Raw genomic sequence first — 26,593 nt, forward strand, 5'->3', positions numbered from 1 at the left:
TTGGTATCTTGCATTAATTGATAATATGAGTAATTTAAATATTCAAATACACGAAACCGCTTTTGTTACATCAACATTTAGATCTCTAAACGAAGATTTGAGTAAAGATGTGTATGCAAAACTTTGGGATAATTCTCGGACAGATGTTTTGGTAGAAAAGTATCTTGATCAAGTTTGTTCAGAAGAAGTATCAGCGCATTGTTTAAGAAACCGATTTTTTCTTGAAGAGATTGAAAGGTTGCAGCCAGAAGTTCTTATTAATTTTGGAAGTGGTTTTAGTATGTATCCTTTTTTGTTAAGTGACGATATTATTCATATAGAAATTGACAAGGAAGAAGTAGTGAGTTATAAAGAGGAAAAGATAAAGGCGTTTCAAAAGGACGGAAAGTTGCCTGAAAGAAATATTCATTTTATTGGAGTTGATTTTAGTCAAGATTATGTTCATATCTTGTTAGAAAAACTACTTTTACTGAAAGGAAATAAGTCTTCATTTATTTTAATAGAAGGCGTGCTTTTCTTTTTATCGAAAAAAGACACAGAGAAATTATTTGAGTTTTTTTCTAGATTGCAAGAAAAAGGAGATTATATAGGAAGTGCTTCTTTTCAAAATGAGTTAAAGGCTTCTAAGGTTTTTGGAAAATTACTCGATTTTTGTAATAAAGAAATGGTGAAAACTGAAGCTTCTGATTGGCAAACGGTAGAAGATGACTTTTATAAAACGAATAAGAACTATGAATTATTAAATCATCAAGATTATTTTAGTCTTTCAAAAAAATATAATAATGAAGTGAAGTTAGAAAAAGATTTAATTTTAAATGAGAATTTTTATATCTTGAAAAAAATAGTGTAATGAAATTTATCCATTCTGTACGACATTTTTTTGAAAGACACGGGTTCAATGTGTCTTCCCGATTTGCAGATCGTTTAGGTATGCGAGCTACTAATGTGCGTTTGTTCTTTATTTATATATCATTTGTTACCATTGGTTTGTCGTTTGGTTTGTACCTTACCATGGCGTTTTTATTACGCTTAAAAGATATGATTTACACAAAAAGAACTTCTGTTTTTGATTTATGATAAACACGGTATTTCAATCGAGGTTATATAGAGCGATTACTTATTCTGTATTAATTGTTACAGTAGGAGTTTTAGGGTATATTCTATTTTTTGAATATTCACTTATTGATGCTCTTTATATGACAGTAATAACCATAAGTACTATTGGGTTTGGAGAGGTGCATCCTTTTGGTACAGGTGAAAAACTATTTACAATAGGTTTAATAATATCTAGTTTATTTATCTTCGGTTACGCAGTTTCATCGTTTTCAGAATATCTAATTAGCGGACAATTTTTCTATCAACTAAAAGTAAAAAAAGTGCAAAAACAAATAGAACAATTACAAGGGCATACAATTGTGTGTGGTTATGGAAGAAATGGAAGACAAGCTATTTCAAAACTAAAAAGCTATAAAAAACAAGTTGTAGTGGTAGAAAAGTTTGAAGGAATTGTGAAGCAGTTAGATGAAAAAGGCGTGTTGACTATTGAAGGAGATGCTACACTTGATGAAACATTGTTAAGGGCAGGTATAATGAGTGCAAATAATTTGATTACCGCATTGCCGTCTGATGCTGATAATTTATTTGTTGTTTTAACAGCTAAGCAATTAAATAAAGAATGCAAAGTAATAAGCAGAGCATCTAAAGAAACATCATATAGCAAATTAAAAATCGCAGGAGCTGATAATGTAATAATGCCTGATAAGTTAGGAGGTTCACATATGGCGTCTTTGGTGGTAACTCCAGATGTGATAGAATTTGTAGATCGATTAACTATTGAAGGAGAAACTACGGCAAACTTAGAAGAAGTCGCAATTAACGATTTGCCAGAAAAATACTTAGACAAAACAATTTTAGATTTAGATTTACGAAAAAAAACAGGATGTACCGTTATAGGTTACCGCACGCCAAATAAAGAGTATATTATAAACCCAGAAGCTGAAGTAAAGCTAGAAGCAGGAGGTAATCTTATTGTTTTAGGTAGGCCTGAGCAAATAAATACTTTAAGAAGGTTGTTTTAAAAAAAAATATTGAGATGAATTGATACTGGTAATCAATTGAAGTACCAAAAAGAACTGAATGATGTTTTCTTAAATGTCTGCTAGAAAATTTACGAAAAACCAAGAAAAACTTCTCTCTTTTTTATTATTTTGAAAAGTCTAAAAATCTTATAGTTAAACAAGATTTTAAGTTTCTAGTTTTAAAGTTCAGAAAAACAAAAAAGAAGCTAAAAATAATATAAGAGATCTCTTAAAGTCCTCTCTACTTGCCTAGGAATATTTACAAAAAATTAAAGAAAAACTAATCTTATATTCATATTTAACGATTAAAACTTGTTGTAAGTTCATTTTTTTATGATATTGCGGGCTACTAAATCAAAAAATCTAATACTTACATTATGAATAAAAGATTACTTGCATTGCTGTTTTTAATAACGCCGATGTTCACATTTGCACAAGGAAAGGGGCTGGATCAACAAATTGATGAATGGTTCAAGCCTATATCAGATTTCTTTAGCAGTGTAATTTTCTTTCCAGTATTTGGAACCCCTTTTGTATTGATTTTGTTAGTGGCAAGTGCCGCTTTTTTTACGATTTATTTTGGGTTCCCGAATATTCGTCACTTTTTTACAGCAATCAACGTTGTTAGAGGGAAGTATGAAGATATTGAAAAGCACGGAGCACAATTATTATATGGTGAAGATGGTATTGCACAGGGTGTAGATATGAATGAAGTTGATGATATTGAAGAGCATATTGAGAATATTGAAAGCTTGCATAGCGATTTAGAAATAGATGGAGATATAAAAGATACGATTAGAGATGAGAGTCATGAAGGAGAAGTATCGCACTTCCAAGCATTAGCAACTGCTGTTTCAGGTACGGTTGGTAATGGAAACATTGCAGGGGTTGCTTTGGCAATTGCTTTAGGAGGTCCAGGAGCTACTTTTTGGATGATTATTTGTGGATTATTAGGTATGTCAACAAAGTTTGTTGAGTGTACTTTAGGTGTTCACTACCGTGATGTAGGAGAAGATGGTACAGTATATGGAGGTCCTATGTATTATTTATCAAAAGGATTAAAAGAAAAAGGTTTTGCTACTTTAGGTAAAATTGCTGCAGGAGCATTTGCGGTGTTCTGTATTGGAGGATCTTTTGGTGGTGGTAACGCTGCTCAATCAAACCAAGCAACAATTGTAATTAAAGAGTTATTAGGGCTAGAAAGCACAGCAGCGGGAGCTATTATAGGACTTGTGTTAGCAATTTTAGTAGGAATTATTATTATTGGAGGAATTAAAAGAATTGCTTCGGTTACTGAAAAAGTGGTTCCTTTTATGGCGTTGTTATATTTATTAGCTTGTTTATATATTTTAGGAGTTAATTTCTCTTTAATTGACGATGCTATCTCTTTAATTCTTGCAGAAGCATTTAACCCAACAGCAATTGGAGTTGGTGGAGTTATAGGTGTGTTATTAGTAGGATTTAAAAGAGCAGCTTTCTCAAATGAAGCAGGAGCAGGATCAGCATCTATTGCGCACTCAGCAGTAAAAACTAAATATTCAGCTTCAGAAGGTTTAGTAGCGTTATTAGAGCCTTTTATTGATACTGTATTAATATGTACAATGACAGCTTTAGTAATTATTATTTTTAACTTCGGAGGAGCATTTGAATATGGAGGAGATGGAACAGGGTCTGTGTTTATTGACGGAATTGCTTATGAAGGAGCAGGAATTACATCAAAAGCATTTGCAGCGTATATTCCTTTCTCAAACGTGTTTTTAACGGTTGCTGTAGTGTTATTCGCTGTGTCAACAATGATTTCTTGGTCTTACTACGGATTACAGTCTTGGAAGTTTTTATTTGGTAGAGGTAAAAAAGCCGATTTAACATATAAATTTTTATTCTTAACTTTCGTGGTAATTGGTGCTGCAGCAAGTATGAAATCTATTTGGGATTTTTCAGATGCAATGATTTTTGCAATGGTGTTTCCAAATATGGTAGGTTTATACTTGTTAATGCCAGTGGTTAAAAAGCAATTGAAAAGATATATGGATGCTATTAACCTAAAAAAGGAAGCAATAGAAGATTAAAAATTAAAAGATGAAAATATTTAAACCCCATTTCTGGTACAACAAACGCCAACGAAATGGGGTTTTCTTTTTATTGGTAGTAATCATCATATTGCAACTCATTTATGTTTATGTTGATTTTTCTTCAGAGGTAGAGAAAACTATTGAAACAGAAGAATTACTAGCTTTTCAACACCAAATAGATAGTTTAAAGCAAGTAGAACTAGAAAGCAGGAAGCCGAAGTTGTATCCGTTCAATCCAAATTATATAACAGATTTTAAAGGGTATCAATTAGGAATGACCACAGATGAAATTGATAGACTACATAGTTATAGAAAACAGAATAAGTTTGTAAACTCTGTATCCGAATTTCAACAAATAACAAAAGTGTCAGATAGCTTGTTAGCTATAGTTTCTCCGTACTTTAAATTTCCAGATTGGGTAATAAGAAGAGAAAATCAAAAGAAAAGCAAAACTATTAAAGCGAGTTTGTCAGAAAACCATATATATAATAAGGTATACAAAATTTCAACTAATGATATTAATAAAGCAACTCAACAAGATTTAGAAACTGTTAGTGGAGTTGGTGAAGTGCTTTCTTCGAGGATTATAAAATATCGAAATAAATTACAAGGATATTCGTTCCCTTCTCAATTGTATGAAGTTTGGGGATTGAACAAAGAAACCGCTAATAAGGTTCTAGCAATATTTAAAATAGTAGACAAACCAATTATAGAAAAAGTAAATGTTAATACAGCTACTTTTAAAGAGGTGTTAAAGAATCCATATATAGATTATGAACTCTGTAAAAAGATTTTTGAGTATCGAGACGAGGTAGCAGAACTTCAAAATATTTCTGAATTAAGAAATATTAAAGATTTTCCACTAGACAAATACGATAGAATAGTTATATATTTGGAAGCAAAATAACAAACAACAAACAATTAGAGAACGAATGAACAGTATGTATTTTACTGAAGAGCACGAGTCTTTTCGTCAAAGTTTTAAAGATTTTTTACAAAAAGAAGTTGTTCCGCATATAGATAAATGGGAAAAAGAAGGAACTGTTGAACGTTTTATCTGGAAGAAATTCGGTGAAATGGGATACTTTGGTTTAAACCAACCAGAAGAGTATGGAGGATTAGGTTTAGACCTTTTTTATACTGTAATTTTTTTAGAAGAATTACAAAAAGTGAATTCAGGCGGATTCGCAGCTAACATGTGGGCACATGCTTATTTAGCAATGACACACTTGAATAAAGAAGGAGACGACCGTATTAAAAGAGAATACTTAACACCAAGTATTGAAGGTGATAAAATAGGATGTTTGTGTATTACAGAACCTTTTGGAGGAAGTGATGTTGCAGGAATGCGAACTACTGCAATTAAAAAAGGAGATACTTATGTAATTAATGGTTCAAAAACATTTATTACTAACGGAGTGTATTCTGATTATTTAGTGGTTGCGGCAAAAACAAATCCAGAAGACAAGCATAAAGGAATGAGTATTTTTATTGTAGATAGAGATACACCAGGAATTTCTTCAACTAAGTTAGATAAGTTAGGTTGGAGAGCTTCTGATACTGCTGAAATCGCTTTTGATAATGTGGTAATTCCTGTAGAGAACCTTATGGGTGAAGAAGGAAAAGGATTTCCGTACATTATGCAACATTTTGCTTTAGAACGTTTAGTTATGGGAATTAATGCACACGCACGTGCAGAATATGCAGTAGAGTACGCGATACAATATATGAGCGAGCGTCAAGCGTTTGGTAAAACATTAGATAAATTCCAAGCGTTACGTCATAAAATTGCTGAAATGGCAAGTAGAGTAGATATGTGTAAAGAATATAATTATTCTATCGCAAAACGATTAAATGACGGAGTTTATGTGGTAAAAGAAGCGAGTATGAGTAAGTTGTTGTCAACTAAAATGGCAGATGAGGTGATTTATGATGCATTGCAATTGTTAGGTGGTTATGGTTATATGGAAGAATATCCTATGGCGCGTTTACTTCGTGATAGTCGTTTAGGACCAATAGGTGGAGGTACATCAGAGATTCTTAAAGAAATCATTGCTAAAATGGTAATAGATAAGAAAGAATACAAACCAGCAACATAAGTTGCTTGAAAATAAAGATTTATAGAAGTTAAAATCCTGTTTTTAAAACAGGATTTTTTTATGAAAAAAGAGTTTGAATAATTTGATTTTAAATAATACTTTGTATCTTTGCCGTCCAAATAAATTAAAAACAATATAATCTTCTGATATACTGTGTTTTATCAAAAGATTTTAAAAATATAGAAAACTACAATGAAAGGAGGTGCAAAAACATGTTAATCATTCCAGTTAAAGAAGGAGAGAATATCGATAGAGCGTTAAAACGTTATAAGCGTAAATTTGATCGTACAAAAACGATGAAGCAATTACGTAACAGAAAGCAATTTACAAAGCCATCTGTAGCAAAACGTGCTCAAATGATTAAAGCATCTTACGTTCAGAGATTAAGAACTCAAGAAGAAGTAGGATAGTAATCATCCTTATAATGTATAAAACCTGTATTGATCTCAATACAGGTTTTTTTTGTACCTTCATTTTACAAAATAAGAATAAAATGCTTATAGAAGCTTTCCTAGAATACTTAACGTTTGAAAAAAACTATTCAAAAAATACAATACAAGCATATAAAACAGATTTAATTGCCTTTAAAGATTTTTGTGAGGTTGAATTTGATCAAGATGATTTAGAGGCTATTCATTATAATCAAATACGAACATGGATTGTTAGTTTGGTAAACAGTGGTGTGTCGAATAGAAGTGTGAATAGAAAGGTGAGTTCCTTAAAAACCTTTTATAAGTTTTTACAAAAAATAGGTGAAGTAACAATTAATCCATTAGCTAGTCATAAAGCTTTAAAAGTTCAAAAGAAAATTCAAACACCATTTGAGCAAAAGGAAGTAGAAGAGGTGTTGAAGTTGTTAAATGAAGCTTCCGATTTTGAATCGATAAGAGACCGGTTAATAGTTGAATTGTTATATTCAACAGGGATGAGAAGAATAGAGTTAATAAATGTTAAAGAGAAAGATGTAGATTATTCTAAAAAAGCAATTAAAGTTTTAGGGAAAAGAAACAAAGAAAGATATGTAACAATCTTGCCTTCAGTCTATAAAACACTAGAGAAATATTTGTCTGAAAAAAAGGAGTACGAAATAGAAAATGAAGAGGCACTTTTTATAACTAAAAAGGGAGTTAAAATTTATGAAACCCTTGTTTACCGAATAATAAATTTGTACTTTAGTAGGGTGTCGACAAAAGCAAAAAAAAGCCCTCATATTTTAAGGCATGCATTTGCAACACATTTACTAAATAACGGTGCGTCGTTAAATTCGGTTAAAGAATTACTAGGGCATTCAAGTTTAGCCTCTACCCAAGTGTATACGCACAATAGCTTGGAGCAAATAAAAAAAGTGTATAATAAGACTCATCCTAGAGAGTCAACCTAAAAGATCGAAGAATTATGAAGGTATTCACGCAATCAGTAAATTTCTCAGCAGACAAAAAATTAATAGATTACATTGAGAAAAAAGTAGGAGGATTAGAAAAGTTTCATGATAAGATCGTTGATGCAGAAGTATTTTTGAAAGTGCAAAAAACGAGCGAAAAAGAAAATAAAATTACAGAGGTAAAAATCAATATACCAGGAGATGAGTTAATGGTAAAAAAGCAATGTAAAACTTTTGAAGAAGGTGTTAGTGTGTCGGTAGAATCATTAAAAAGACAGTTGCAAAAGTCGAAAGAAAAAAAGAAAGATGCTCTTGTGTAAAAAAACAATAAAAAATAATTAAAAAAAGTTTTAAAAATCGAAAATTACTTTTTACATTTGCAGTCCGTTAGAAATAGCGGATTGTTTTTTTATAACAATTGCCGATGTAGCTCAGCTGGCTAGAGCAGCTGATTTGTAATCAGCAGGTCGTGGGTTCGAGTCCCTCCATCGGCTCTAAAAGAACAAAAGTTCATTAAAATTTTGATTTAAGATTATTGGGGAGATTCCAGAGCGGCCAAATGGGACGGACTGTAACTCCGTTGTCTTACGACTTCGCAGGTTCGAATCCTGCTCTCCCCACTAAAATCTTAAACAAGCAAAATTGCGGGAGTAGCTCAGTTGGTAGAGCGTCAGCCTTCCAAGCTGAATGTCGCCGGTTCGAACCCGGTCTCCCGCTCTAAATTCGTTGCCGACATAGCTCAGTTGGTAGAGCGCATCCTTGGTAGGGATGAGGTCACGGGTTCAAATCCCGTTGTTGGCTCTATTTTAGAGTTTATTTGACAAGAGTTTAAAAATAACACTAAATATATTTAACTAAGAATTAAAATTAATAATCATGGCAAAAGGAACTTATGATCGTTCGAAACCGCACTTAAACGTAGGTACTATTGGTCACGTAGATCACGGTAAAACTACTTTAACTGCTGCAATTACTAAAGTATTAGCAGATGCTGGATTTTCTGAGCAGAGAGCTTTTGATCAAATCGATAACGCTCCAGAAGAAAAAGAAAGAGGTATCACAATTAACTCTTCTCACGTAGAGTATGCAACAGCAAACCGTCACTACGCACACGTTGACTGTCCAGGTCACGCCGATTACGTAAAGAACATGGTAACTGGTGCTGCACAAATGGATGGTGCTATCTTAGTAGTAGCTGCTACAGATGGTCCAATGCCTCAAACTCGTGAGCACATCTTATTAGGTCGTCAGGTAGGTATTCCACGTATCGTTGTTTTCTTAAACAAAGTTGATATGGTTGATGATGAGGAGTTATTAGAATTAGTAGAAATGGAAGTAAGAGATTTATTATCTTTCTATGACTATGATGGAGATAATGGTCCTGTTATCGCTGGTTCTGCTTTAGGTGCATTAAACGGAGAGCAAAAGTGGGTTGATACAGTATTAGAATTAATGGAAGCTGTTGATACTTGGATTGAAGAGCCACCAAGAGATACTGAAAAGCCATTCTTAATGCCAATCGAAGATGTATTCTCTATTACTGGTCGTGGTACTGTAGCAACAGGACGTATCGAAACTGGTATCATCAACACAGGAGATCCTGTAGAGATCATCGGTATGGGAGATGAGAAATTAACTTCTACTGTAACTGGTATTGAAATGTTCCGTCAAATCTTAGATAGAGGAGAAGCTGGAGATAACGCTGGTATCTTATTAAGAGGTATTGCTAAAGAAGATATTAAGAGAGGTATGGTAATCTGTAAGCCAGGTTCTATTACTCCACACGCTAAGTTTAAAGCTGAGGTGTATATCTTAAAGAAAGAAGAAGGTGGACGTCACACTCCATTCCACAACAACTACCGTCCACAGTTCTACGTACGTACAACTGACGTAACTGGTAACATCAACTTGCCAGAAGGAGTAGAGATGGTAATGCCAGGTGATAACTTAACTATCACTGTAGACTTAATCCAACCAATTGCATTAAACGTTGGTTTACAGTTCGCTATCCGTGAAGGAGGTAGAACAGTAGGAGCTGGTCAGGTAACTGAAATTTTAGACTAATTATAGTTTAATTATAAATTATAAGGAGTCTCCTTATTAGTGAGACTCCTTTATAAATACGGGTTTAGCTCAGTTGGTAGAGCACTGGTCTCCAAAACCAGGTGTCGGGAGTTCGAGTCTCTCAACCCGTGCAAAAATTAAAAACGAGTTGTAGTTTTACTGCAACTCGTTAAAAGGATAAAATATGAGTAACTTTGTACAATATATTAAAGATTCTTTTGAAGAATTAAATACCAACATGACTTGGATATCTCGTGAAGAGGCTCAAAAGTCTACAGTGGTAGTAGCAGTATTTACTATTGTTTTTGCTTTAGCAGTAGCAGGTATAGATAAAGTTTTTCAAACAGGGTTAGATAACTTCTTTAAAATGTTTTAATGATGGCTGATTCGGTGATGAAATGGTATGTTGTGAGAGCTATTGGAGGTCAAGAAAATAAGGTTAAATCTTATATCGAAACTGAAATAGCACGTCATGGGTTGTCTGATTATGTAAACCAAGTAATCGTTCCAACTGAAAAAGTTATTCAAGTACGAAACGGAAAGAAGATAAACAGAGAGAGAGTTTACTTTCCTGGTTATGTAATGGTAGAAGCTAATTTAGCAGGTGAGGTTCCTCACGTTATTAAATCAGTAACAGGAGTTATTGGTTTTTTAGGTGAAACAAAAGGAGGTGATCCAGTTCCAATGCGTAAGTCAGAAGTAAACAGAATGTTAGGTAAGGTTGATGAACTTTCTGTTAAAGATGAAAACGTTGCAATTCCTTACTCAGTTGGTGAGACTGTAAAAGTAATTGACGGACCTTTCAATGGATTCGATGGAACGGTTGAGAAGGTTAATGAAGAAAAGCGTAAATTAGAGGTAATGGTAAAGATTTTCGGAAGAAAAACACCATTAGAACTAAATTACATGCAAGTAGAGAAAATATAATTGTTACACCTATATTTTGATGTGTTTAGGCTTCCAATTTAAACACATCGTTAAATCTTAAACAATGGCAAAAGAAGTAAGTAAATTAGTAAAACTACAAGTTAGGGGAGGTGCAGCGAATCCGTCGCCACCAGTTGGACCCGCTTTAGGTGCTGCCGGTGTTAACATCATGGAGTTCTGTAAGCAGTTTAATGCTCGTACACAGGACAAACAAGGTAAAGTATTACCTGTTGTTATTACAGTTTATACAGACAAATCTTTCGAGTTTGTTGTAAAAACTCCACCAGCTGCGGTACAATTATTAGAAGCGGCCAAAATTAAGAAAGGTTCAGGTGAGCCTAATAGAAAGAAAGTAGCAAGCGTTTCTTGGGATCAAATTCGTGGAATTGCAGAAGACAAAATGGCAGATATGAATGCCTTTGAAGTTGAGTCTGCAATGAGAATGATTGCTGGAACAGCTCGTTCTATGGGATTAACAGTAACAGGTGATGCTCCTGCATAAACTTAAAAGAGATTTAGAAAATGGCAAGATTGACTAAAAAACAAAAAGAGGCTCGTGCTAAAGTAGATAGCTCTAAAGTTTATAATTTAAGTGAAGCATCAGCTTTAGTTAAAGAAATTACAAACGTAAAATTTGATGCATCTGTAGACTTAGCAGTACGTTTAGGAGTAGATCCTCGTAAAGCTAACCAAATGGTACGTGGAGTTGTAACATTACCTCACGGAACTGGTAAAGATGTTAAAGTTTTAGCATTAGTTACTCCAGATAAAGAAGCAGAAGCTAAAGAAGCTGGTGCTGATTATGTTGGATTAGATGAATACCTTCAAAAGATTAAAGGAGGATGGACTGATGTTGACGTTATTATTACTATGCCTTCAGTAATGGGTAAATTAGGTCCTTTAGGACGTGTATTAGGCCCTCGTGGTTTAATGCCAAACCCAAAAACAGGTACAGTAACTATGGATGTTGCAAAAGCAGTACAAGAAGTAAAAGCTGGTAAAATCGACTTTAAAGTAGATAAAACTGGTATTGTACACGCTGCAATCGGAAAAGCATCTTTTGATGCAGCTAAGATTACAGAAAATGCAAACGAGTTAATTCAAACATTAATTAAATTAAAGCCAACAGCGGCTAAAGGAACTTATATTAAGAGCATCTTTATCTCTTCTACTATGAGCCCTAGTGTTGCTGTAGATGTTAAAACAGTATCGTAAGGCAGTTAAAACTTTTTAATTATGACTAGAGAGGAAAAATCACAAGTAATACAAGATTTAACAGCACAATTAGCAGATACTAGCACAATCTATTTAGCAGATATTTCTGGTTTAGATGCAGCTACTACATCTAACTTACGTAGAGCTTGTTTTAAAGCTAACGTACAATTGGCTGTTGTTAAAAATACATTGCTTTCTAAAGCAATGGAAGCTTCTGATAAAGATTTCGGAGAGTTACCAGATGTATTAAAAGGTAATACTTCAATGTTAATTGCTGAGGCTGCAAACGCACCAGCAAAAGTTATCAAAGAGTTCAGAAAAAAATCAGACAAGCCTTTATTAAAAGGAGCGTATGTTGAAGAAGCAGTTTATGTTGGAGATGACCAATTAGACGCTCTTGTTAACATCAAGTCTAGAGAAGAACTTATTGGAGATATTATTACCTTATTACAATCTCCTGCTAAGAATGTTGTTTCAGCATTACAATCAGGTGGTGGTAAGTTATCAGGTATCTTAAAGACATTATCAGAAAAATAATTTCGCGCACTAATAAACTAAAATAATAAAATTTTTAAAAACAATTAAAATGGCAGATTTAAAAGATTTCGCAGAACAATTAGTTAACTTAACAGTAAAAGAAGTTAATGAATTAGCTGATATTTTAAAAGAAGAGTATGGTATTGAGCCAGCAGCAGCAGCTGTAGCAGTAGCAGGTCCAGCAGCAGGTGGTGGAGATGCAGCTGAAGAGAAAACTGAATTTGACGTTATCTTAAAAGCAGCAGGAGGTTCTAAATTAGCAGTTGTAAAGTTAGTTAAAGAATTAACTGGATTAGGATTAAAAGAAGCTAAAGAAATCGTTGATAGCGCACCAGCACCAGTAAAAGAAGCTATATCTAAAGATGAGGCAGAAGGTCTTAAAAAATCTTTAGAAGAAGCAGGAGCTGAGGTAGAGCTTAAGTAAGCTATACTCCCGATTTAAAACGGGGAAAAACAATTAAGGTTTAGGTACTAAAAACACATGTTTTTAGGCCTAAACCATTTTGTGTATATATTCGTTCTTTATTTTTCACAATAATTTTCATTGTGATTTTACGATTATAAAGTGCTGATTTTTAATCAGTAAAAGCAATTAAAATTGCAGTATTGAAACGGTTAAGTTTCAAAAATAATATTTTTAATTAAAAATAGCATCTCTTTTGGCAACGATAAATACTACTGAAAGAATTAACTTCGCGTCTTCGCAGTTAGGAACTGATTATCCAGATTTTTTAGATATTCAGGTGAAATCATTCCAAGATTTTTTCCAATTGCAAACTAAAGCAGAAGAACGAGGAGAAGAAGGTTTGTACAAAACCTTTATGGATAACTTCCCGATTACCGATACACGTAATCAATTTGTACTAGAATTTTTAGACTACTTTGTAGATCCACCAAGATATAGCATTCAAGAATGTATCGAGCGTGGTTTAACTTACAGTGTACCTTTAAAAGCACGTTTAAAATTATATTGTACCGATCCTGAACACGAAGATTTTGAAACGATAGTTCAAGATGTATACTTAGGTACAATTCCTTATATGACTAACTCTGGAACTTTCATTATTAATGGAGCAGAAAGAGTTGTAGTATCACAATTACACCGTTCACCAGGTGTATTCTTTGGGCAATCTTTCCACGCAAACGGAACTAAATTATACTCAGCAAGAGTAATTCCATTTAAAGGTTCTTGGATAGAATTTGCTACCGATATCAATCAAGTAATGTATGCTTATATTGATAGAAAGAAGAAATTACCAGTAACAACATTATTCAGAGCCATCGGTTTTGAAAGAGATAAAGATATATTAGAAATTTTTGATTTAGCTGAAGAAGTAAAAGTTTCAAAAGCTGGATTAAAGAAGGTATTAGGACGCAAATTAGCTGCGAGAGTTTTAAAAACTTGGCACGAAGATTTCGTTGATGAGGATACAGGAGAAGTAGTGTCGATTGAGCGTAACGAAATTATTTTTGACCGTGATACCATTATTGAAAAAGAACATATAGATGAGATAATCGAATCTGGAGCAAAAACTATCTTATTACACAAAGAAGATAATCAGCAAGCAGATTACGCAATCATCCATAACACATTACAAAAAGACCCTACAAACTCTGAAAAAGAGGCTGTAGAGCATATATATAGACAATTACGTAATGCTGAACCGCCAGACGAGGAAACTGCAAGAGGAATTATTGAAAAGTTATTCTTCTCAGAACAACGTTATAGCTTAGGTGAAGTAGGACGTTTTAGAATGAATACTAAACTTCAGTTAAACGAAGATTTAGATCAAAAAGTATTAACAAAGAACGATATCATTACCATCATTAAGTATTTAATTGAGTTAATCAATTCAAAAGCTGAAGTAGATGATATCGATCACTTATCTAACCGTCGTGTTAGAACTGTTGGTGAACAATTAGCAGGTCAATTTGGTGTAGGTTTAGCTCGTATGGCACGTACTATTCGTGAAAGAATGAATGTTCGTGATAACGAAGTATTTACTCCAATCGACTTAATTAATGCTAAGACTTTATCATCAGTAATTAACTCTTTCTTTGGTACCAACCAATTATCTCAGTTTATGGATCAAACGAACCCATTAGCAGAGATTACGCATAAGCGTCGTTTATCGGCATTAGGACCTGGAGGTTTATCACGTGAAAGAGCAGGTTTCGAGGTTCGTGACGTTCACTATACACACTATGGTCGTTTATGTCCGATTGAAACACCTGAAGGACCAAACATTGGACTTATTTCTTCTTTAGCTGTATATGCTAAAGTAAACAATATGGGGTTCATTGAAACTCCATACAAGAAAGTAGAAAATGGTTCAGTTTCTTCTGAAGAACCTATTTATTTAAGTGCTGAGGAGGAAGAAGGAATGAAGATTGCTCAATCTAACTTACCAGTTGCAAAAGATGGTAAGATTGAAGGAGATAGAGTTATTGCTCGTGAAGAAGGAGATTTCCCAGTAGAAAGTCCTGAAGCAATTAACTATATGGACGTTGCGCCTAACCAAATCGCTTCGATTTCAGCATCGTTAATTCCTTTCTTAGAGCATGATGATGCGAACCGTGCGTTAATGGGATCGAACATGATGCGTCAAGCAGTTCCATTATTACGTCCAGAATCTCCAATCGTAGGTACTGGTTTAGAGCGTAGAGTTGCAAAAGACTCTCGTATTTTAATCAATGCTGAAGGAGCAGGAGTTGTTGAATATGTAGATGCCAACAAAATTACAATTAAGTACGACAGAACAGAAGAAGAGCGAATGGTAAGCTTTGATTCTGATGAAGTGTCTTACGACTTAATTAAATTTAGAAAAACCAACCAAGGTACGAACATCAACCTAAAGCCAATCGTAAAAGTAGGTGATAGAGTTGAGGAAGGACAAGTACTTTGTGAAGGTTATGCAACACAAAAAGGAGAATTAGCTTTAGGTAGAAACATGAAAGTAGCCTTCATGCCTTGGAAAGGGTATAACTTCGAGGATGCGATTGTGATTTCTGAAAAAGTTGTTCGTGAAGATATCTTTACTTCTATCCACATCGATGAGTATTCATTAGATGTTCGTGATACGAAGTTAGGAGCAGAGGAGTTAACAAACGATATTCCTAACGTTTCAGAAGAGGCTACTAAAGACTTAGATGAAAACGGTATGATTCGTATCGGAGCAGAGGTAAATCCTGGTGACATCTTAATTGGTAAGATTACACCAAAAGGAGAATCTGATCCAACTCCAGAAGAAAAGTTATTACGTGCTATCTTTGGTGATAAAGCAGGTGATGTAAAAGATGCATCATTAAAAGCTTCTCCATCATTAAGAGGTGTTGTAATCAACAAAAAATTATTCAAACGTGCAGTAAAAGATAAGAATAAGCGTGCTCGTGATAAAGAAGCTATCGCTGCTTTAGAAGCATCTTACGTATCTAAGTTTGAAGAGTTAAAAGATGTATTAGTTGAAAAATTATTCAACTTAGTATCTGGTAAAACTTCTCAAGGAGTTTATAACGACTTAGGAGAAGAAGTATTACCAAAAGGTAAAAAGTTCACTCAAAAAATGTTAAACTCTGTTGAAGACTTTACACATTTAAATGGAACTTGGACTACCGATAAGGAGTTAAACGATTTAGTTGTAGAATTAGTTCACAACTATAAAATTAAAGTAAACGACTTACAAGGAGTTTTACGTCGTGAGAAATTTACTATTTCTGTAGGAGACGAATTACCAGCAGGAATCTTAAAACTTGCTAAAATTTATGTTGCTAAGAAACGTAAATTAAAAGTAGGGGATAAGATGGCAGGACGTCACGGAAACAAAGGTATTGTTGCACGTATCGTTCGTCAAGAAGATATGCCTTTCTTAGAAGACGGAACACCAGTAGATATCGTATTAAACCCATTAGGGGTACCATCGCGTATGAACATTGGTCAGATTTATGAAACAGTTCTTGGTTGGGCAGGTCAAAAATTAGGTCAAAAATATGCGACTCCTATTTTCGATGGGGCTTCTTTAGATGAAATTAACAAATTAACAGACGAAGCAGGAATTCCAAGATTCGGTCATACATACTTATATGATGGAGGTACAGGTAAGCGTTTCGATCAACCAGCAACGGTAGGGGTAATTTATATGATTAAGTTAGGTCACATGATTGAAGATAAGATGCACGCGCGTTCTATTGGGCCTTACTCATTAATTACACAACAGCCATTAGGAGGTAAAGCTCAGTTTGGAGGTCAGCGTTTTGGAGAGATGGAAGTTTGGGCACTTGAAGCATATGGAGCATCAAGTATCTTACGTGAAATCTTAACTGTTAAGTCGGATGACGTATTAGGTAGAGCAAAAACTTACGAAAGTATTGTAAAAGGTGAGGCTATGCCAGAACCAGGTTTACCAGAATCATTTAACGTATTAATGCATGAACTTAAAGGTTTAGGATTAGACGTTAAATTAGAAGAATAATCACAGTGAAATGTCTCAGAGTTTAGGCTCTGAGGCAAATCATTTTTTCAATATCAGTCTTATTACAAGACATTTATTTTTAATTCGAATCCATTATCATGGCAAGAAAAAACGAAAAATACACTGTTAAGAAGTTTAACAAAATTTCAATAGGTTTAGCATCACCTGAGTCTATTTTAGAGGCTTCTAAAGGTGAGGTGTTAAAACCAGAAACTATTAACTACCGTACACATAAACCAGAAAGAGATGGGTTGTTTTGTGAGCGTATCTTTGGTCCTGTAAAAGATTACGAGTGTGCGTGTGGTAAATACAAAAGAATTCGATATAAAGGTATCGTTTGTGACCGTTGTGGGGTTGAAGTTACTGAGAAAAAAGTACGTAGAGATAGAGTAGGTCATATTAACTTAGTAGTGCCTGTAGCACATATTTGGTATTTTAGATCATTACCTAACAAAATGGGATACCTTTTAGGATTACCATCTAAAAAGTTAGATATGATTATTTACTACGAGCGTTATGTAGTAATTCAACCAGGTATTGCTAAAAATGCTGAGGGAGAGCCATTACAAAAAATGGATTTCTTAACAGAAGAAGAGTATTTAGATATTTTAGATACGCTTCCACAAGAAAATATGTACTTAGAAGATACTGATCCTAATAAGTTTATCGCTAAAATGGGAGCAGAGTGTTTAATCGATTTATTAGAAAGAATCGATTTAGACCAATTATCTTATGAGTTACGTCATAAAGCAAATACTGAAACTTCTAAACAACGTAAAAACGAAGCATTAAAACGTTTAAATGTTGTTGAAGCATTCAGAGATTCTCAAAAGAATAGAGAGAACAATCCAGAATGGATGATTATGAAAGTAGTTCCGGTTATTCCACCAGAATTACGTCCATTAGTTCCATTAGATGGAGGTCGTTTCGCTACTTCTGATTTAAATGATTTATACCGTCGTGTAATTATCCGTAACAATCGTTTAAAGCGATTAATGGAAATTAAGGCACCAGAAGTAATTTTACGTAACGAAAAACGTATGTTACAAGAATCAGTAGATTCATTATTTGATAACACACGTAAATCATCTGCAGTAAAAACTGAGTCAAACAGACCATTAAAATCATTATCTGATAGTTTAAAAGGTAAACAAGGACGTTTCCGTCAAAACTTATTAGGTAAGCGTGTTGATTACTCTGCACGTTCGGTAATTGTTGTTGGGCCAGAATTAAGATTATTTGAATGTGGATTGCCAAAAGATATGGCAGCAGAATTATACAAGCCTTTCGTTATTCGTAAGTTAATAGAAAGAGGTATTGTAAAAACTGTAAAATCTGCAAAGAAAATTATAGATCGTAAAGAACCAGTTGTTTGGGATATCTTAGAAAATGTAATTAAAGGACATCCGGTATTATTAAACCGTGCCCCTACCTTACACCGTTTAGGTATTCAAGCATTCCAACCAAAATTAATAGAAGGTAAAGCAATTCGTTTACACCCATTAGCATGTTCGGCATTTAACGCGGATTTCGATGGGGATCAAATGGCGGTTCACTTACCATTAGGGCCAGAAGCTATTTTAGAAGCTCAACTATTAATGTTAGGTTCTCACAACATCTTAAACCCAGCAAACGGAGCTCCTATTACAGTACCATCACAAGATATGGTATTAGGACTTTACTATATGACTAAAGAAAGAAAGTCAACTCCTGAAGTACCAATTAAAGGTGAAGGATTAACTTTCTACTCTCCAGAAGAAGTAATTATTGCTTTAAATGAGGAAAAAGTAGACCTTAACGCAGGTATTAAGGTTCGTACAGAAGATGTAGAGAATGGAGAACGCGTAGTTAGAATTATAGAAACTACTGTAGGTAGAGTTTTATTTAACGAAGTTGTACCTGAAGAAGCAGGATTTATTAATGAGGTTTTAACTAAGAAATCATTAAGAGGTGTAATTAGCAGAATTTTAAAAGTTACTGATATACCAGCTGTTGGAAAATTCTTAGATGAAATTAAAAATATGGGATATAAATACGCCTTCGAAGGTGGTTTATCATTCTCATTAGGTGATATCATTATTCCAGAAGAGAAACACGCTATGATTGCAGAAGCGAATCAAGAAGTGGATGGTATTATCATGAACTATAACATGGGTATGTTAACGCAAAAAGAGCGTTATAACCAGGTAATTGATGTTTGGGGATCTACCAATAACCGATTGACTGAATTATCGATGAAGCGTTTACGTGAAGACCAACAAGGATTTAACTCGGTATTTATGATGTTAGATTCTGGAGCGCGTGGATCGAAAGAGCAGATTCGTCAGTTAACAGGTATGCGTGGTCTGATGGCGAAACCTAAGAAATCTACTGCCAGCGGTGGAGAAATTATTGAAAACCCGATTTTATCTAACTTTAAAGAAGGTTTATCAATTTTAGAATACTTTATCTCTACACACGGTGCTCGTAAAGGTCTTGCCGATACCGCATTAAAAACAGCTGATGCAGGTTACTTAACACGTCGTTTAGTAGATGTATCTCAGGATGTTATTATTAACGAAGTAGATTGTGGTACTTTAAGAGGTTTAGAAGTTTCTCCATTAAAGAAAAATGATGAAATCGTTGAATCTTTAAGCGATAGAATTTCTGGACGTACAGCATTACATGATGTATATCCTCCAAACTCAGATGAGTTATTAATAGCTGCAGGAGAATTAATTACTCCATTATTAGCTGATAAAATTGAAGCTGCAGGTGTAGATACAGTTGAAGTTCGTTCTGCATTAACTTGTGAATCAGAAAAAGGAATTTGTGAGAAGTGTTACGGACAAAGTATGTCTACTGGTCAGAAAGTTCAAAGAGGTGAAGCAGTTGGTGTAATTGCAGCACAATCGATTGGAGAACCAGGAACACAGTTAACGTTACGTACGTTCCACGTTGGAGGGGTAGCAGGAAACATTTCAGAAGACAACAAGTTAATCGCTAAGTTTGATGGTAATGTAACTATTGATGATTTACGTACAGTAAAAGGTAAAGATGCAGCTGGTGAAGAAGTAGATATCGTTATTTCTCGTACTGCTGAAATCAAGATTATTGATAAAAAGAATGGAGTTGTATTAAGTACTAATATCATTCCTTACGGTTCTATTATCTTTGATAAAGATAGAGAAACTATCAAAAAAGGAGATGCAGTATGTCAATGGGATCCATTTAACGGAGTTATCGTTTCAGAATTCGCTGGTAAAGTGAAGTTTGATAACTTAGAACAAGGAATTAACTATTCTGTAGAAATCGATGAACAAACAGGTTTCCAAGAAAAAGTAATTACTGATTCTAAGAACAAGAAAATCATTCCTTCATTAATTATTGAAGATGCTGATGGTAACGCGTTACGTTCATACAGTTTACCAGTAGGAGCTCACTTAATTGTTGATAATGGTGATAAAGTTGAGTCTGGTAAAACATTAGTGAAAATTCCTCGTAAGTCTGGTAAAGCAGGAGATATTACAGGAGGTTTACCACGTGTAACAGAATTATTTGAAGCACGTAACCCATCTAACCCAGCAGTAGTTGCTGAAATTGACGGAGTTGTATCTTTCGGTAAGATTAAACGTGGTAACCGTGAAATCATTATTGAATCTAAAACAGGTGATGTTAGAAAATACTTAATCAAGTTATCTAACCAAATCTTAGTTCAAGAAAATGACTTTATCAAAGCAGGTATGCCGTTATCTGATGGAGCAATTACTCCAACGGATATCTTAAATATCAAAGGACCTTCAGCTGTACAAGAATACTTAGTGAATGAAATTCAAGAAGTATATCGTTTACAAGGGGTGAAGATTAATGATAAGCACTTCGAAGTAGTAGTACGTCAAATGATGCGTAAAGTTAGAATTATTGATTCAGGAGATACTTTATTCTTAGAAAATCAATTAGTTCATAAAACTGATTTCATCAAAGAAAATGACGCTATTTACGGAATGAAAGTTGTTGAAGATTCAGGAGATTCTGCAAACTTAAAACCAGGACAAATAGTTTCTGCTCGTCAATTAAGAGATGAAAACTCTTTATTACGTAGAGAAGATAAAAACTTAGTAATTGCACGTGATGCTCAACCAGCAACAGCTGAGCAAGTATTACAAGGTATTACAAGAGCTTCGTTACAAACGAAGTCATTTATCTCAGCTGCGTCGTTCCAGGAAACAACTAAAGTATTAAACGAAGCCGCAGTAAATGGTAAAGTAGATACATTAGAAGGATTAAAGGAAAATGTAATTGTTGGTAAACGTATACCAGCAGGTACAGGAATGAGAAGTTATGATGATTTAATCGTTGGTCCTAAGGATGAGATTGAACAAAGTTTATAAGAACTTATGTTTATAAATTATAGCAAGGGTTTGGAGTTTTTAAAACTCTAAACCCTTGTTTTTTTTCTAAAAAATAAAATATTACAGTATGGATGATAATAAAAAAGAACCACAATTAAACATAGAATTAGATCAAGAAATTGCAGAAGGAGCATATAGTAATTTAGCAATTATAAACCATTCTGTTTCAGAGTTTATTGTTGATTTTATTAACATAATGCCAGGTGTACCTAAGGCAAAAGTAAAATCGAGAATTATATTAACACCACAACATGCAAAACGCTTATCAAAAGCGTTGGCAGATAATGTTCGTAAGTTTGAACAAGTACATGGTGAAATTAAAGATTATGAGCAGCCTCCAATTCCAATGAATTTTGGTGGAACTACAGGTGAAGCTTAAAATAAATAAAAAATCGTCTATTTAGACGATTTTTTATTTTATAGTTAGAAGCCTTCAGACAGGTCTTTCAAGGCCTTAACATCTAAAATAAATACTTCTTTACCTTTTAAGTCAATCATCTTTTTCTTTTTAAATTCAGAAAGTAATCGGATAGCACTTTCAGTGGCAGTTCCAATAATATTGGCGATATCTTCTCTAGATAAGTTAACTTTTATTGAGCCATTATCATTTTTTTCAAATTTTGCTTCTAAAAATAAAAGCGTAGCAGCTAAACGTTGTTTTACAGTTTTTTGAGCCATGTCAACAATAACATCATCTGCTTTTTTTAGAGAGTTTGCCATTTTTCGTAAAAGGTCTAAAGAAAAGTTAGGATTGTTTTCTAAATCCCTAATAATTTCGTCTTTCGGGATAAAACAAACTTCCATATCGTTCACAGCTATGGCTTTTAAATTTGAAGCTTCATTGTTTATTAAACTGCGCTCTCCAAGAATATCTCCTTTTTGTATTAAGTGAATAATTTGATCTCTACCGTTATCACTCATCTTTGAAACCTTGCAAACACCATCTTTAATACAAAATACCCCATTAATATATTCTCCTTCATCAAATAAAACTTCTCCTTTTTTTACTGTTTTCGATGTTTTACAGCCCGTGATTCTTATTAACTCGTTTTTAGTTAAAGCCTTTAAAGAGTTGAATTCACGAATAATACATTGCTCACACTTGCTCATTTCTATGCCTTTTTTTCTACTCAAATATACAGAAAAGCTGACAATTATCATGTTTTAAAATGGAATCTTATCGGACATTTGTTGTAGGCAAAAGAGTAAATATGGAAAGCAAAATCTGTTTTCATTGTGGTAACGAATGTGATACCGAAAAAATTACAGTACAGGATAAATTTTTCTGTTGTAATGGGTGTAAAACCGTTTATGAAATATTTTCAGAAAACGATTTAACGTGTTATTACGATTTTCAAAACAATCCAGGAGCAATTCCTGAAGAAATACAAGGAAAGTACGATTTCTTAGACAATCAACCGATTGTAGAAAAACTTCTTGAGTTTAACGATGGTAATATGCAAGTTATTAATTTGTATATACCACATATTCACTGTAGTTCATGTATTTGGGTATTAGAAAACCTACATAAGTTACAAAGTAACGTGTCGTCGGCACAAGTTAACTTCCCCAAAAAGACAGTACGAATTACGTATAATTCAGAAAAGACTTCACTGAAAGAAATAGTATTATTATTAAGCTCTATTGGTTATGAACCGTACATTAGTTTAGAAGATTATGAAGTTGGAAAAAAGAAGGTAGATCGCAGCTTAATTTATAAACTAGGTATAGCAGGATTTGCCTTCGGAAATGTAATGTTTTTATCATTTCCAGAGTATTTTGAAGTATCTGAGTATTGGTTAGAGCAATACAAAGGTATTTTCCGCTGGTTGATGTTTGCTTTTTCACTTCCAGTAGTTTTTTATGCCGGAGTTGATTATTTTATTTCAGCTTATAAAGGGTTGCGTTCAAAAATTTTAAATATTGATGTTCCTATTGCTTTAGGAATATTCGTATTGTTTGTTCGTAGTACAGCTGAGATTCTTTTCGATTTAGGAACTGGATTCTTCGATAGTTTAACAGGATTAGTATTCTTTTTATTACTTGGGAAATTTTTTCAGCAGAAAACCTATAATTTCTTATCGTTCGAACGTGATTATAAATCGTATTTTCCAATTGCGGTAACCAAGATAACTTCCGATAAAAAGGAAGAGAATACTCAAATTTATGAGGTAAAAAAAGGAGATAGGTTACTAATTAGAAATCAGGAGTTGATTCCTGTTGATGGAATTTTAATTAGTGGGGAAGCAAAAATAGATTACAGTTTTGTTACAGGTGAGGCTGTTCCTGTAAATAAAAAGTCAGGAGATAAATTATTTGCAGGAGGAAAACAACTTTCAGGAAGTATGGAAATGGAAGTGCTAGCTTCGGTTTCACAGAGTTATTTAACTCAGTTATGGAGTAATGATGTGTTTCAGAAAGATAAAAATTCATCTTTTAAAACATTAACAGATGAGATAAGTAAAAACTTTACCATTGTTGTTTTATCTATCGCTTTTTTATCTACTGGTTTTTGGCTGTATTACGATTCAAGCGTAGCATTAAACGTATTTACTTCGGTGTTAATCATCGCATGTCCGTGTGCTATTGCGTTAGCAGCTCCGTTTACTTTAGGAAACATTTTACGAATTTTTGGTAGAAAGAAATTCTATCTTAAAAACGCGACCGTGGTAGAACAATTGGCAGCCGTTAATTCGGTAATTTTTGATAAAACTGGCACACTTACTACAAATAAAGAAAACACAATAACTTATGAAGGAGAAGAATTAGATAAAACTCAAAAATCGATATTAAAAAGTTCTCTTAGGTCATCGAATCACCCGTTAAGTAGAATGTTGTATACTTCATTACAAGATGAAGAAGTGTTAAGTGTAGATAGTTATCAAGAGCATGTAGGTAAAGGAATTGAAGCGAATTATCAACAAACAAAAATAAAGATAGGTTCATCTTCATTTGTTAAGAATGCAAAAGAACAAGCGAACTTAGATACTTCAGTACACATTAGTGTAAATGATGAGTACAAAGGTAAGTACGTTTTCAAAAATGCTTATAGAAAAGGTGTTCAACAATTATTTACGCAATTAAATAAGAAATATGACTTATCGGTAGTGTCAGGAGATAATGAAGGAGAAAAAAAGTTTTTAGAAGGGTTATTACCAAAAGAAACTACATTTTTATTCAATCAAAAACCACAAGATAAATTACACTATGTAGAGGAATTGCAAGAAAAAAGTAAAAGTGTATTGATGATTGGAGACGGGTTGAATGACGCAGGGGCTTTGGCTCAAAGTAATGTTGGCGTAGCAATTTCAGAAAATATAAATGTGTTTTCTCCTGCATGTGATGCAATTTTAGATGCAACAAAATTTAATCAGATAGCAGACTATATAAAAGCTTCAAAAAAAGCAGTAAAAATTATTAAATATTGTTTTTTACTATCTTTAATGTACAATGTTGTAGGACTATATTTTGCAGTAACAGGACAATTAATGCCTGTAATAGCAGCAATTTTAATGCCTTTAAGTTCTATAAGTGTAGTTGTATTTACAACAATTGCTACCAACATGTTAGGAAGAAAAATAAAATAAGAAAAATGAAAACAGCAGCATTTTTAAATGATATACAGTACAATGAAGAAAAAGTAGCTATTACTTTATTGTTAGAAACCGATTTTTCAAAAGAAATAAGAATAGTTTTTAAGAAAAATCAGGTAATGAAAGATCATAAAGCACCATATCCTATAGTTGTTCAAGTACTTAAAGGAAGTATTAATTTTGGTGTAAATAATGAAGTTAAGAAATTGAATTCAGGAGATATAATTTCTCTAGAGGCAAAAGTTATACATAACCTAACAGCTTTAGAAGATAGTGTTGTTCGTTTAACTTTATCTAAATCAGATTCAGTAAACAGAGTAAAAGAAGTTTAATTATGAGGTTGAATAGATATATAGATCATACTTTACTTAAAGCTACTGCTACAAAAGCTGATATCGTTAAGCTGTGTAATGAAGCGAAGGAGTATGATTTTTATGCGGTTTGTGTAAATGGTTGTTATGTAGAACTTGCAGCAAAAGAATTAGAAGGAACGGATGTGAAAATTGCTGCAGTTATTGGGTTTCCTTTAGGGGCAATGACTACCGAAGCTAAAGTTTTTGAAGCCAAAGATTGTATAAAAAATGGAGCATCAGAAATTGACATGGTTATCAATATCGGAAAGCTGTTAGAAGGTGATGAAAAATATGTTGAAAAAGAAATTCGATTAATTAAAGAAGCGATAGGAGAAAATACCTTAAAGGTAATTTTTGAAAATTGCTATTTGTCAAAAAAACAGATAAAAAAAGCAAGTCAATTAGCTGTTAACGCTGGTGCTGATTTTGTAAAAACATCAACAGGATTTGGAACAGGAGGAGCAACTTTTGAAGACGTAACCATAATGGATAGTGTCGTAGACGGAAAAGCTCAAATAAAAGCTGCTGGAGGAATTAGAGATGTGGAGACTGCGTTGAAGTTTATAGCAATGGGAGTAACTCGTTTGGGAACTTCTTCTGGGGTTTCATTAATTACTGAAGGAACTTCTGATAACAACGAATATTAAATTTTAAAAACCTAAAACTATGAGCGTGCATATTGAAGCAAAAAAAGGAGAAATAGCAGAAACTGTTTTATTACCAGGTGATCCCATGCGTGCAAAATGGATTGCAGATACGTTTTTGGAAAATCCAGTTTGTTATAACGATGTTCGAGGTATGTTAGGATTCACTGGAACCTATAAAGGAAAACGGATTTCCGTACAAGGAACAGGAATGGGAATTCCTTCTGCTTTAATTTATGCTCATGAATTAATTAATGAATATGGGGTTAAAAACTTAATAAGAGTAGGTTCTGCAGGGTCGTATCAAAAAGAAGTAAAAATCCGAGACATTGTTATTGCTATGGCAGCTTCTACCAATTCAGGATTAAATACCATCCGTTTTAATGGAGCCGATTTTGCGCCAACAGCAAGTTTTGAGTTGTTTCAAAAAGCCGTAGATGCAGCAAAAGAAAAAGGAATTCCACTAAAAGCAGGAAACATCTTAAGCTCAGATGAATTTTATGCAGATGAATTTGAAAGCTATAAAAAATGGGCAGATTATGGTGTGTTGTGTGTTGAAATGGAAACCAACGGATTGTATACAGTTGCAGCAAAGCATAAAGTAAATGCATTATCAATTTTAACCATTTCAGATAGTTTGGTTACAGGAGAAAGAACCACAGCCGATGAAAGAGAACAAACCTTTAAAGAAATGATTGAAATTGCTCTAGAATTGGCGTAATGTCAGTTAGAGTGATTTTATTGAAGAATGAAACAAAACATTATCAAGA

At 33.6% G+C, this 26,593-nt stretch carries 24 protein-coding genes and 5 tRNA genes; 28 read left to right on the plus strand and 1 reads right to left on the minus strand.

The features are described from left to right. The first annotated feature begins 25 nt into the window (after positions 1-25). From N534_RS0112815 to N534_RS0112930, 24 genes are all read left to right on the plus strand, one after another. Positions 26-850: a class I SAM-dependent methyltransferase gene (locus tag N534_RS0112815; protein WP_038006095.1), complete on the plus strand. Its 825-nt coding sequence runs from the start codon at positions 26-28 to the stop codon at positions 848-850. After that, positions 850-1,077 (plus strand): hypothetical protein, encoded by a 228-nt coding sequence (locus tag N534_RS0112820; RefSeq protein ID WP_028892864.1) that lies wholly within the window; start codon positions 850-852, stop codon positions 1,075-1,077. The genes N534_RS0112815 and N534_RS0112820 overlap by 1 nt, the downstream gene beginning before the upstream one ends. Then, positions 1,074-2,078 carry a TrkA family potassium uptake protein gene (locus N534_RS0112825; protein ID WP_028892865.1) on the plus strand — a complete coding sequence of 335 codons (1,005 nt, stop codon included), beginning with the start codon at positions 1,074-1,076 and terminating at the stop codon, positions 2,076-2,078. Before N534_RS0112820 ends, N534_RS0112825 begins: the two co-directional genes overlap by 4 nt. 377 nt (positions 2,079-2,455) lie before the next feature. Next, positions 2,456-4,147 (plus strand): sodium:alanine symporter family protein, encoded by a 1,692-nt coding sequence (locus tag N534_RS0112830; RefSeq protein ID WP_028892866.1) that lies wholly within the window; start codon positions 2,456-2,458, stop codon positions 4,145-4,147. 10 nt (positions 4,148-4,157) lie between these two features. Continuing rightward, complete coding sequence (locus tag N534_RS0112835) at positions 4,158-5,057, plus strand: ComEA family DNA-binding protein (RefSeq protein WP_028892867.1); 900 nt, start codon at positions 4,158-4,160, stop codon at positions 5,055-5,057. Positions 5,058-5,082: 25 nt separating this feature from the next. Continuing rightward, positions 5,083-6,249: an acyl-CoA dehydrogenase family protein gene (locus N534_RS0112840; protein WP_028892868.1), complete on the plus strand. Its 1,167-nt coding sequence runs from the start codon at positions 5,083-5,085 to the stop codon at positions 6,247-6,249. A 212-nt stretch (positions 6,250-6,461) separates the two neighbouring features. Next, positions 6,462-6,659, plus strand: coding sequence for a 30S ribosomal protein S21 (rpsU, locus tag N534_RS0112845; RefSeq protein WP_028892869.1), 198 nt, complete (start codon positions 6,462-6,464; stop codon positions 6,657-6,659). Positions 6,660-6,742: 83 nt separating this feature from the next. After that, positions 6,743-7,630 (plus strand): tyrosine-type recombinase/integrase, encoded by an 888-nt coding sequence (locus tag N534_RS0112850; RefSeq protein WP_028892870.1) that lies wholly within the window; start codon positions 6,743-6,745, stop codon positions 7,628-7,630. 14 nt (positions 7,631-7,644) lie between these two features. Further along, positions 7,645-7,950 carry a ribosome hibernation-promoting factor, HPF/YfiA family gene (gene hpf, locus N534_RS0112855; RefSeq protein WP_028892871.1) on the plus strand — a complete coding sequence of 102 codons (306 nt, stop codon included), beginning with the start codon at positions 7,645-7,647 and terminating at the stop codon, positions 7,948-7,950. A gap of 100 nt (positions 7,951-8,050) precedes the next feature. Beyond that, positions 8,051-8,124, plus strand: a tRNA-Thr gene (locus tag N534_RS0112860). Between the two features lie 43 nt (positions 8,125-8,167). Then, a tRNA-Tyr gene (locus N534_RS0112865) sits at positions 8,168-8,250 on the plus strand. A 24-nt stretch (positions 8,251-8,274) separates the two neighbouring features. Continuing rightward, positions 8,275-8,347, plus strand: a tRNA-Gly gene (locus N534_RS0112870). An 11-nt stretch (positions 8,348-8,358) separates the two neighbouring features. Then, positions 8,359-8,431: transfer RNA gene (locus N534_RS0112875), tRNA-Thr, on the plus strand. 75 nt (positions 8,432-8,506) lie between these two features. Further along, positions 8,507-9,694 (plus strand): elongation factor Tu, encoded by a 1,188-nt coding sequence (gene tuf / locus N534_RS0112880; RefSeq protein WP_028892872.1) that lies wholly within the window; start codon positions 8,507-8,509, stop codon positions 9,692-9,694. A 58-nt stretch (positions 9,695-9,752) separates the two neighbouring features. After that, positions 9,753-9,825 (plus strand) — tRNA-Trp (locus N534_RS0112885). Between the two features lie 53 nt (positions 9,826-9,878). Beyond that, entirely contained in the window at positions 9,879-10,070 is a 192-nt protein-coding gene (secE, locus tag N534_RS0112890; RefSeq protein ID WP_028892873.1) for a preprotein translocase subunit SecE, read from the plus strand. Positions 10,071-10,072: 2 nt separating this feature from the next. Beyond that, positions 10,073-10,621, plus strand: a complete 549-nt coding sequence (nusG, locus tag N534_RS0112895; RefSeq protein WP_028892874.1) for a transcription termination/antitermination protein NusG — start codon at positions 10,073-10,075, stop codon at positions 10,619-10,621. Between the two features lie 64 nt (positions 10,622-10,685). Beyond that, positions 10,686-11,123: a 50S ribosomal protein L11 gene (rplK, locus tag N534_RS0112900; RefSeq protein ID WP_028892875.1), complete on the plus strand. Its 438-nt coding sequence runs from the start codon at positions 10,686-10,688 to the stop codon at positions 11,121-11,123. Positions 11,124-11,143: 20 nt separating this feature from the next. Next, the gene (rplA, locus tag N534_RS0112905) at positions 11,144-11,836 is read left to right on the plus strand and encodes a 50S ribosomal protein L1 (RefSeq protein ID WP_028892876.1); all 693 of its coding nucleotides are present in this window, start codon (positions 11,144-11,146) and stop codon (positions 11,834-11,836) included. A gap of 21 nt (positions 11,837-11,857) precedes the next feature. Then, a complete protein-coding gene (gene rplJ / locus N534_RS0112910; RefSeq protein WP_028892877.1) occupies positions 11,858-12,373 on the plus strand; it encodes a 50S ribosomal protein L10 in 516 nt (171 codons plus the stop codon). A gap of 49 nt (positions 12,374-12,422) precedes the next feature. Beyond that, positions 12,423-12,797, plus strand: a complete 375-nt coding sequence (gene rplL / locus N534_RS0112915) for a 50S ribosomal protein L7/L12 (RefSeq protein ID WP_028892878.1) — start codon at positions 12,423-12,425, stop codon at positions 12,795-12,797. Between the two features lie 235 nt (positions 12,798-13,032). Then, complete coding sequence (gene rpoB / locus N534_RS0112920; protein WP_028892879.1) at positions 13,033-16,842, plus strand: DNA-directed RNA polymerase subunit beta; 3,810 nt, start codon at positions 13,033-13,035, stop codon at positions 16,840-16,842. 98 nt (positions 16,843-16,940) lie between these two features. Then, positions 16,941-21,212: a DNA-directed RNA polymerase subunit beta' gene (gene rpoC / locus N534_RS0112925; RefSeq protein ID WP_028892880.1), complete on the plus strand. Its 4,272-nt coding sequence runs from the start codon at positions 16,941-16,943 to the stop codon at positions 21,210-21,212. A gap of 88 nt (positions 21,213-21,300) precedes the next feature. Continuing rightward, complete coding sequence (locus N534_RS0112930) at positions 21,301-21,612, plus strand: DUF3467 domain-containing protein (protein ID WP_028892881.1); 312 nt, start codon at positions 21,301-21,303, stop codon at positions 21,610-21,612. Positions 21,613-21,656: 44 nt separating this feature from the next. Here the strand turns inward: N534_RS0112930 and N534_RS0112935 are convergent, their stop codons facing one another. After that, on the minus strand, positions 21,657-22,343 hold the full coding sequence (locus N534_RS0112935) for a Crp/Fnr family transcriptional regulator (protein WP_028892882.1): 687 nt from the start codon (positions 22,341-22,343) through the stop codon (positions 21,657-21,659). Between the two features lie 101 nt (positions 22,344-22,444). Between N534_RS0112935 and N534_RS0112940 the strand changes: the two genes are divergently transcribed. The 4 genes from N534_RS0112940 to deoD are packed head-to-tail and all read left to right on the plus strand — an operon-like array spanning position 22,445 to position 26,544. Next, a complete protein-coding gene (locus N534_RS0112940; protein WP_028892883.1) occupies positions 22,445-24,820 on the plus strand; it encodes a heavy metal translocating P-type ATPase metal-binding domain-containing protein in 2,376 nt (791 codons plus the stop codon). A 5-nt stretch (positions 24,821-24,825) separates the two neighbouring features. Beyond that, a complete protein-coding gene (locus N534_RS0112945) occupies positions 24,826-25,158 on the plus strand; it encodes a cupin domain-containing protein (protein ID WP_028892884.1) in 333 nt (110 codons plus the stop codon). 2 nt (positions 25,159-25,160) lie between these two features. Continuing rightward, a complete protein-coding gene (gene deoC / locus N534_RS0112950; protein WP_028892885.1) occupies positions 25,161-25,826 on the plus strand; it encodes a deoxyribose-phosphate aldolase in 666 nt (221 codons plus the stop codon). Positions 25,827-25,845: 19 nt separating this feature from the next. Then, positions 25,846-26,544 (plus strand): purine-nucleoside phosphorylase, encoded by a 699-nt coding sequence (deoD, locus tag N534_RS0112955; protein WP_028892886.1) that lies wholly within the window; start codon positions 25,846-25,848, stop codon positions 26,542-26,544. Positions 26,545-26,593 lie beyond the last annotated feature (49 nt).

It is taken from the genome of Tenacibaculum sp. 47A_GOM-205m, assembly GCF_000518405.1.
Classification (GTDB): Bacteria; Bacteroidota; Bacteroidia; order Flavobacteriales; family Flavobacteriaceae; genus Polaribacter; species Polaribacter lutimaris.

Coding starts and splice junctions, on each gene's coding strand:
- rpsU (WP_028892869.1), top strand. CDS start 6,462: ATGTTAATCATTCCAGTTAAAGAAGGAGAGAATATCGATAGAGCGTTA.
- rpoC (WP_028892880.1), top strand. CDS start 16,941: ATGGCAAGAAAAAACGAAAAATACACTGTTAAGAAGTTTAACAAAATT.
- deoD (WP_028892886.1), top strand. CDS start 25,846: ATGAGCGTGCATATTGAAGCAAAAAAAGGAGAAATAGCAGAAACTGTT.
- deoC (WP_028892885.1), top strand. CDS start 25,161: ATGAGGTTGAATAGATATATAGATCATACTTTACTTAAAGCTACTGCT.
- tuf (WP_028892872.1), top strand. CDS start 8,507: ATGGCAAAAGGAACTTATGATCGTTCGAAACCGCACTTAAACGTAGGT.
- N534_RS0112830 (WP_028892866.1), top strand. CDS start 2,456: ATGAATAAAAGATTACTTGCATTGCTGTTTTTAATAACGCCGATGTTC.
- N534_RS0112840 (WP_028892868.1), top strand. CDS start 5,083: ATGAACAGTATGTATTTTACTGAAGAGCACGAGTCTTTTCGTCAAAGT.
- N534_RS0112825 (WP_028892865.1), top strand. CDS start 1,074: ATGATAAACACGGTATTTCAATCGAGGTTATATAGAGCGATTACTTAT.
- N534_RS0112930 (WP_028892881.1), top strand. CDS start 21,301: ATGGATGATAATAAAAAAGAACCACAATTAAACATAGAATTAGATCAA.
- rplA (WP_028892876.1), top strand. CDS start 11,144: ATGGCAAGATTGACTAAAAAACAAAAAGAGGCTCGTGCTAAAGTAGAT.
- secE (WP_028892873.1), top strand. CDS start 9,879: ATGAGTAACTTTGTACAATATATTAAAGATTCTTTTGAAGAATTAAAT.
- nusG (WP_028892874.1), top strand. CDS start 10,073: ATGGCTGATTCGGTGATGAAATGGTATGTTGTGAGAGCTATTGGAGGT.
- N534_RS0112850 (WP_028892870.1), top strand. CDS start 6,743: ATGCTTATAGAAGCTTTCCTAGAATACTTAACGTTTGAAAAAAACTAT.
- rplL (WP_028892878.1), top strand. CDS start 12,423: ATGGCAGATTTAAAAGATTTCGCAGAACAATTAGTTAACTTAACAGTA.
- N534_RS0112820 (WP_028892864.1), top strand. CDS start 850: ATGAAATTTATCCATTCTGTACGACATTTTTTTGAAAGACACGGGTTC.
- N534_RS0112940 (WP_028892883.1), top strand. CDS start 22,445: ATGGAAAGCAAAATCTGTTTTCATTGTGGTAACGAATGTGATACCGAA.
- N534_RS0112945 (WP_028892884.1), top strand. CDS start 24,826: ATGAAAACAGCAGCATTTTTAAATGATATACAGTACAATGAAGAAAAA.
- N534_RS0112815 (WP_038006095.1), top strand. CDS start 26: ATGAGTAATTTAAATATTCAAATACACGAAACCGCTTTTGTTACATCA.
- hpf (WP_028892871.1), top strand. CDS start 7,645: ATGAAGGTATTCACGCAATCAGTAAATTTCTCAGCAGACAAAAAATTA.
- N534_RS0112935 (WP_028892882.1), bottom strand. CDS start 22,343: ATGAGCAAGTGTGAGCAATGTATTATTCGTGAATTCAACTCTTTAAAG.
- rplK (WP_028892875.1), top strand. CDS start 10,686: ATGGCAAAAGAAGTAAGTAAATTAGTAAAACTACAAGTTAGGGGAGGT.
- N534_RS0112835 (WP_028892867.1), top strand. CDS start 4,158: ATGAAAATATTTAAACCCCATTTCTGGTACAACAAACGCCAACGAAAT.
- rplJ (WP_028892877.1), top strand. CDS start 11,858: ATGACTAGAGAGGAAAAATCACAAGTAATACAAGATTTAACAGCACAA.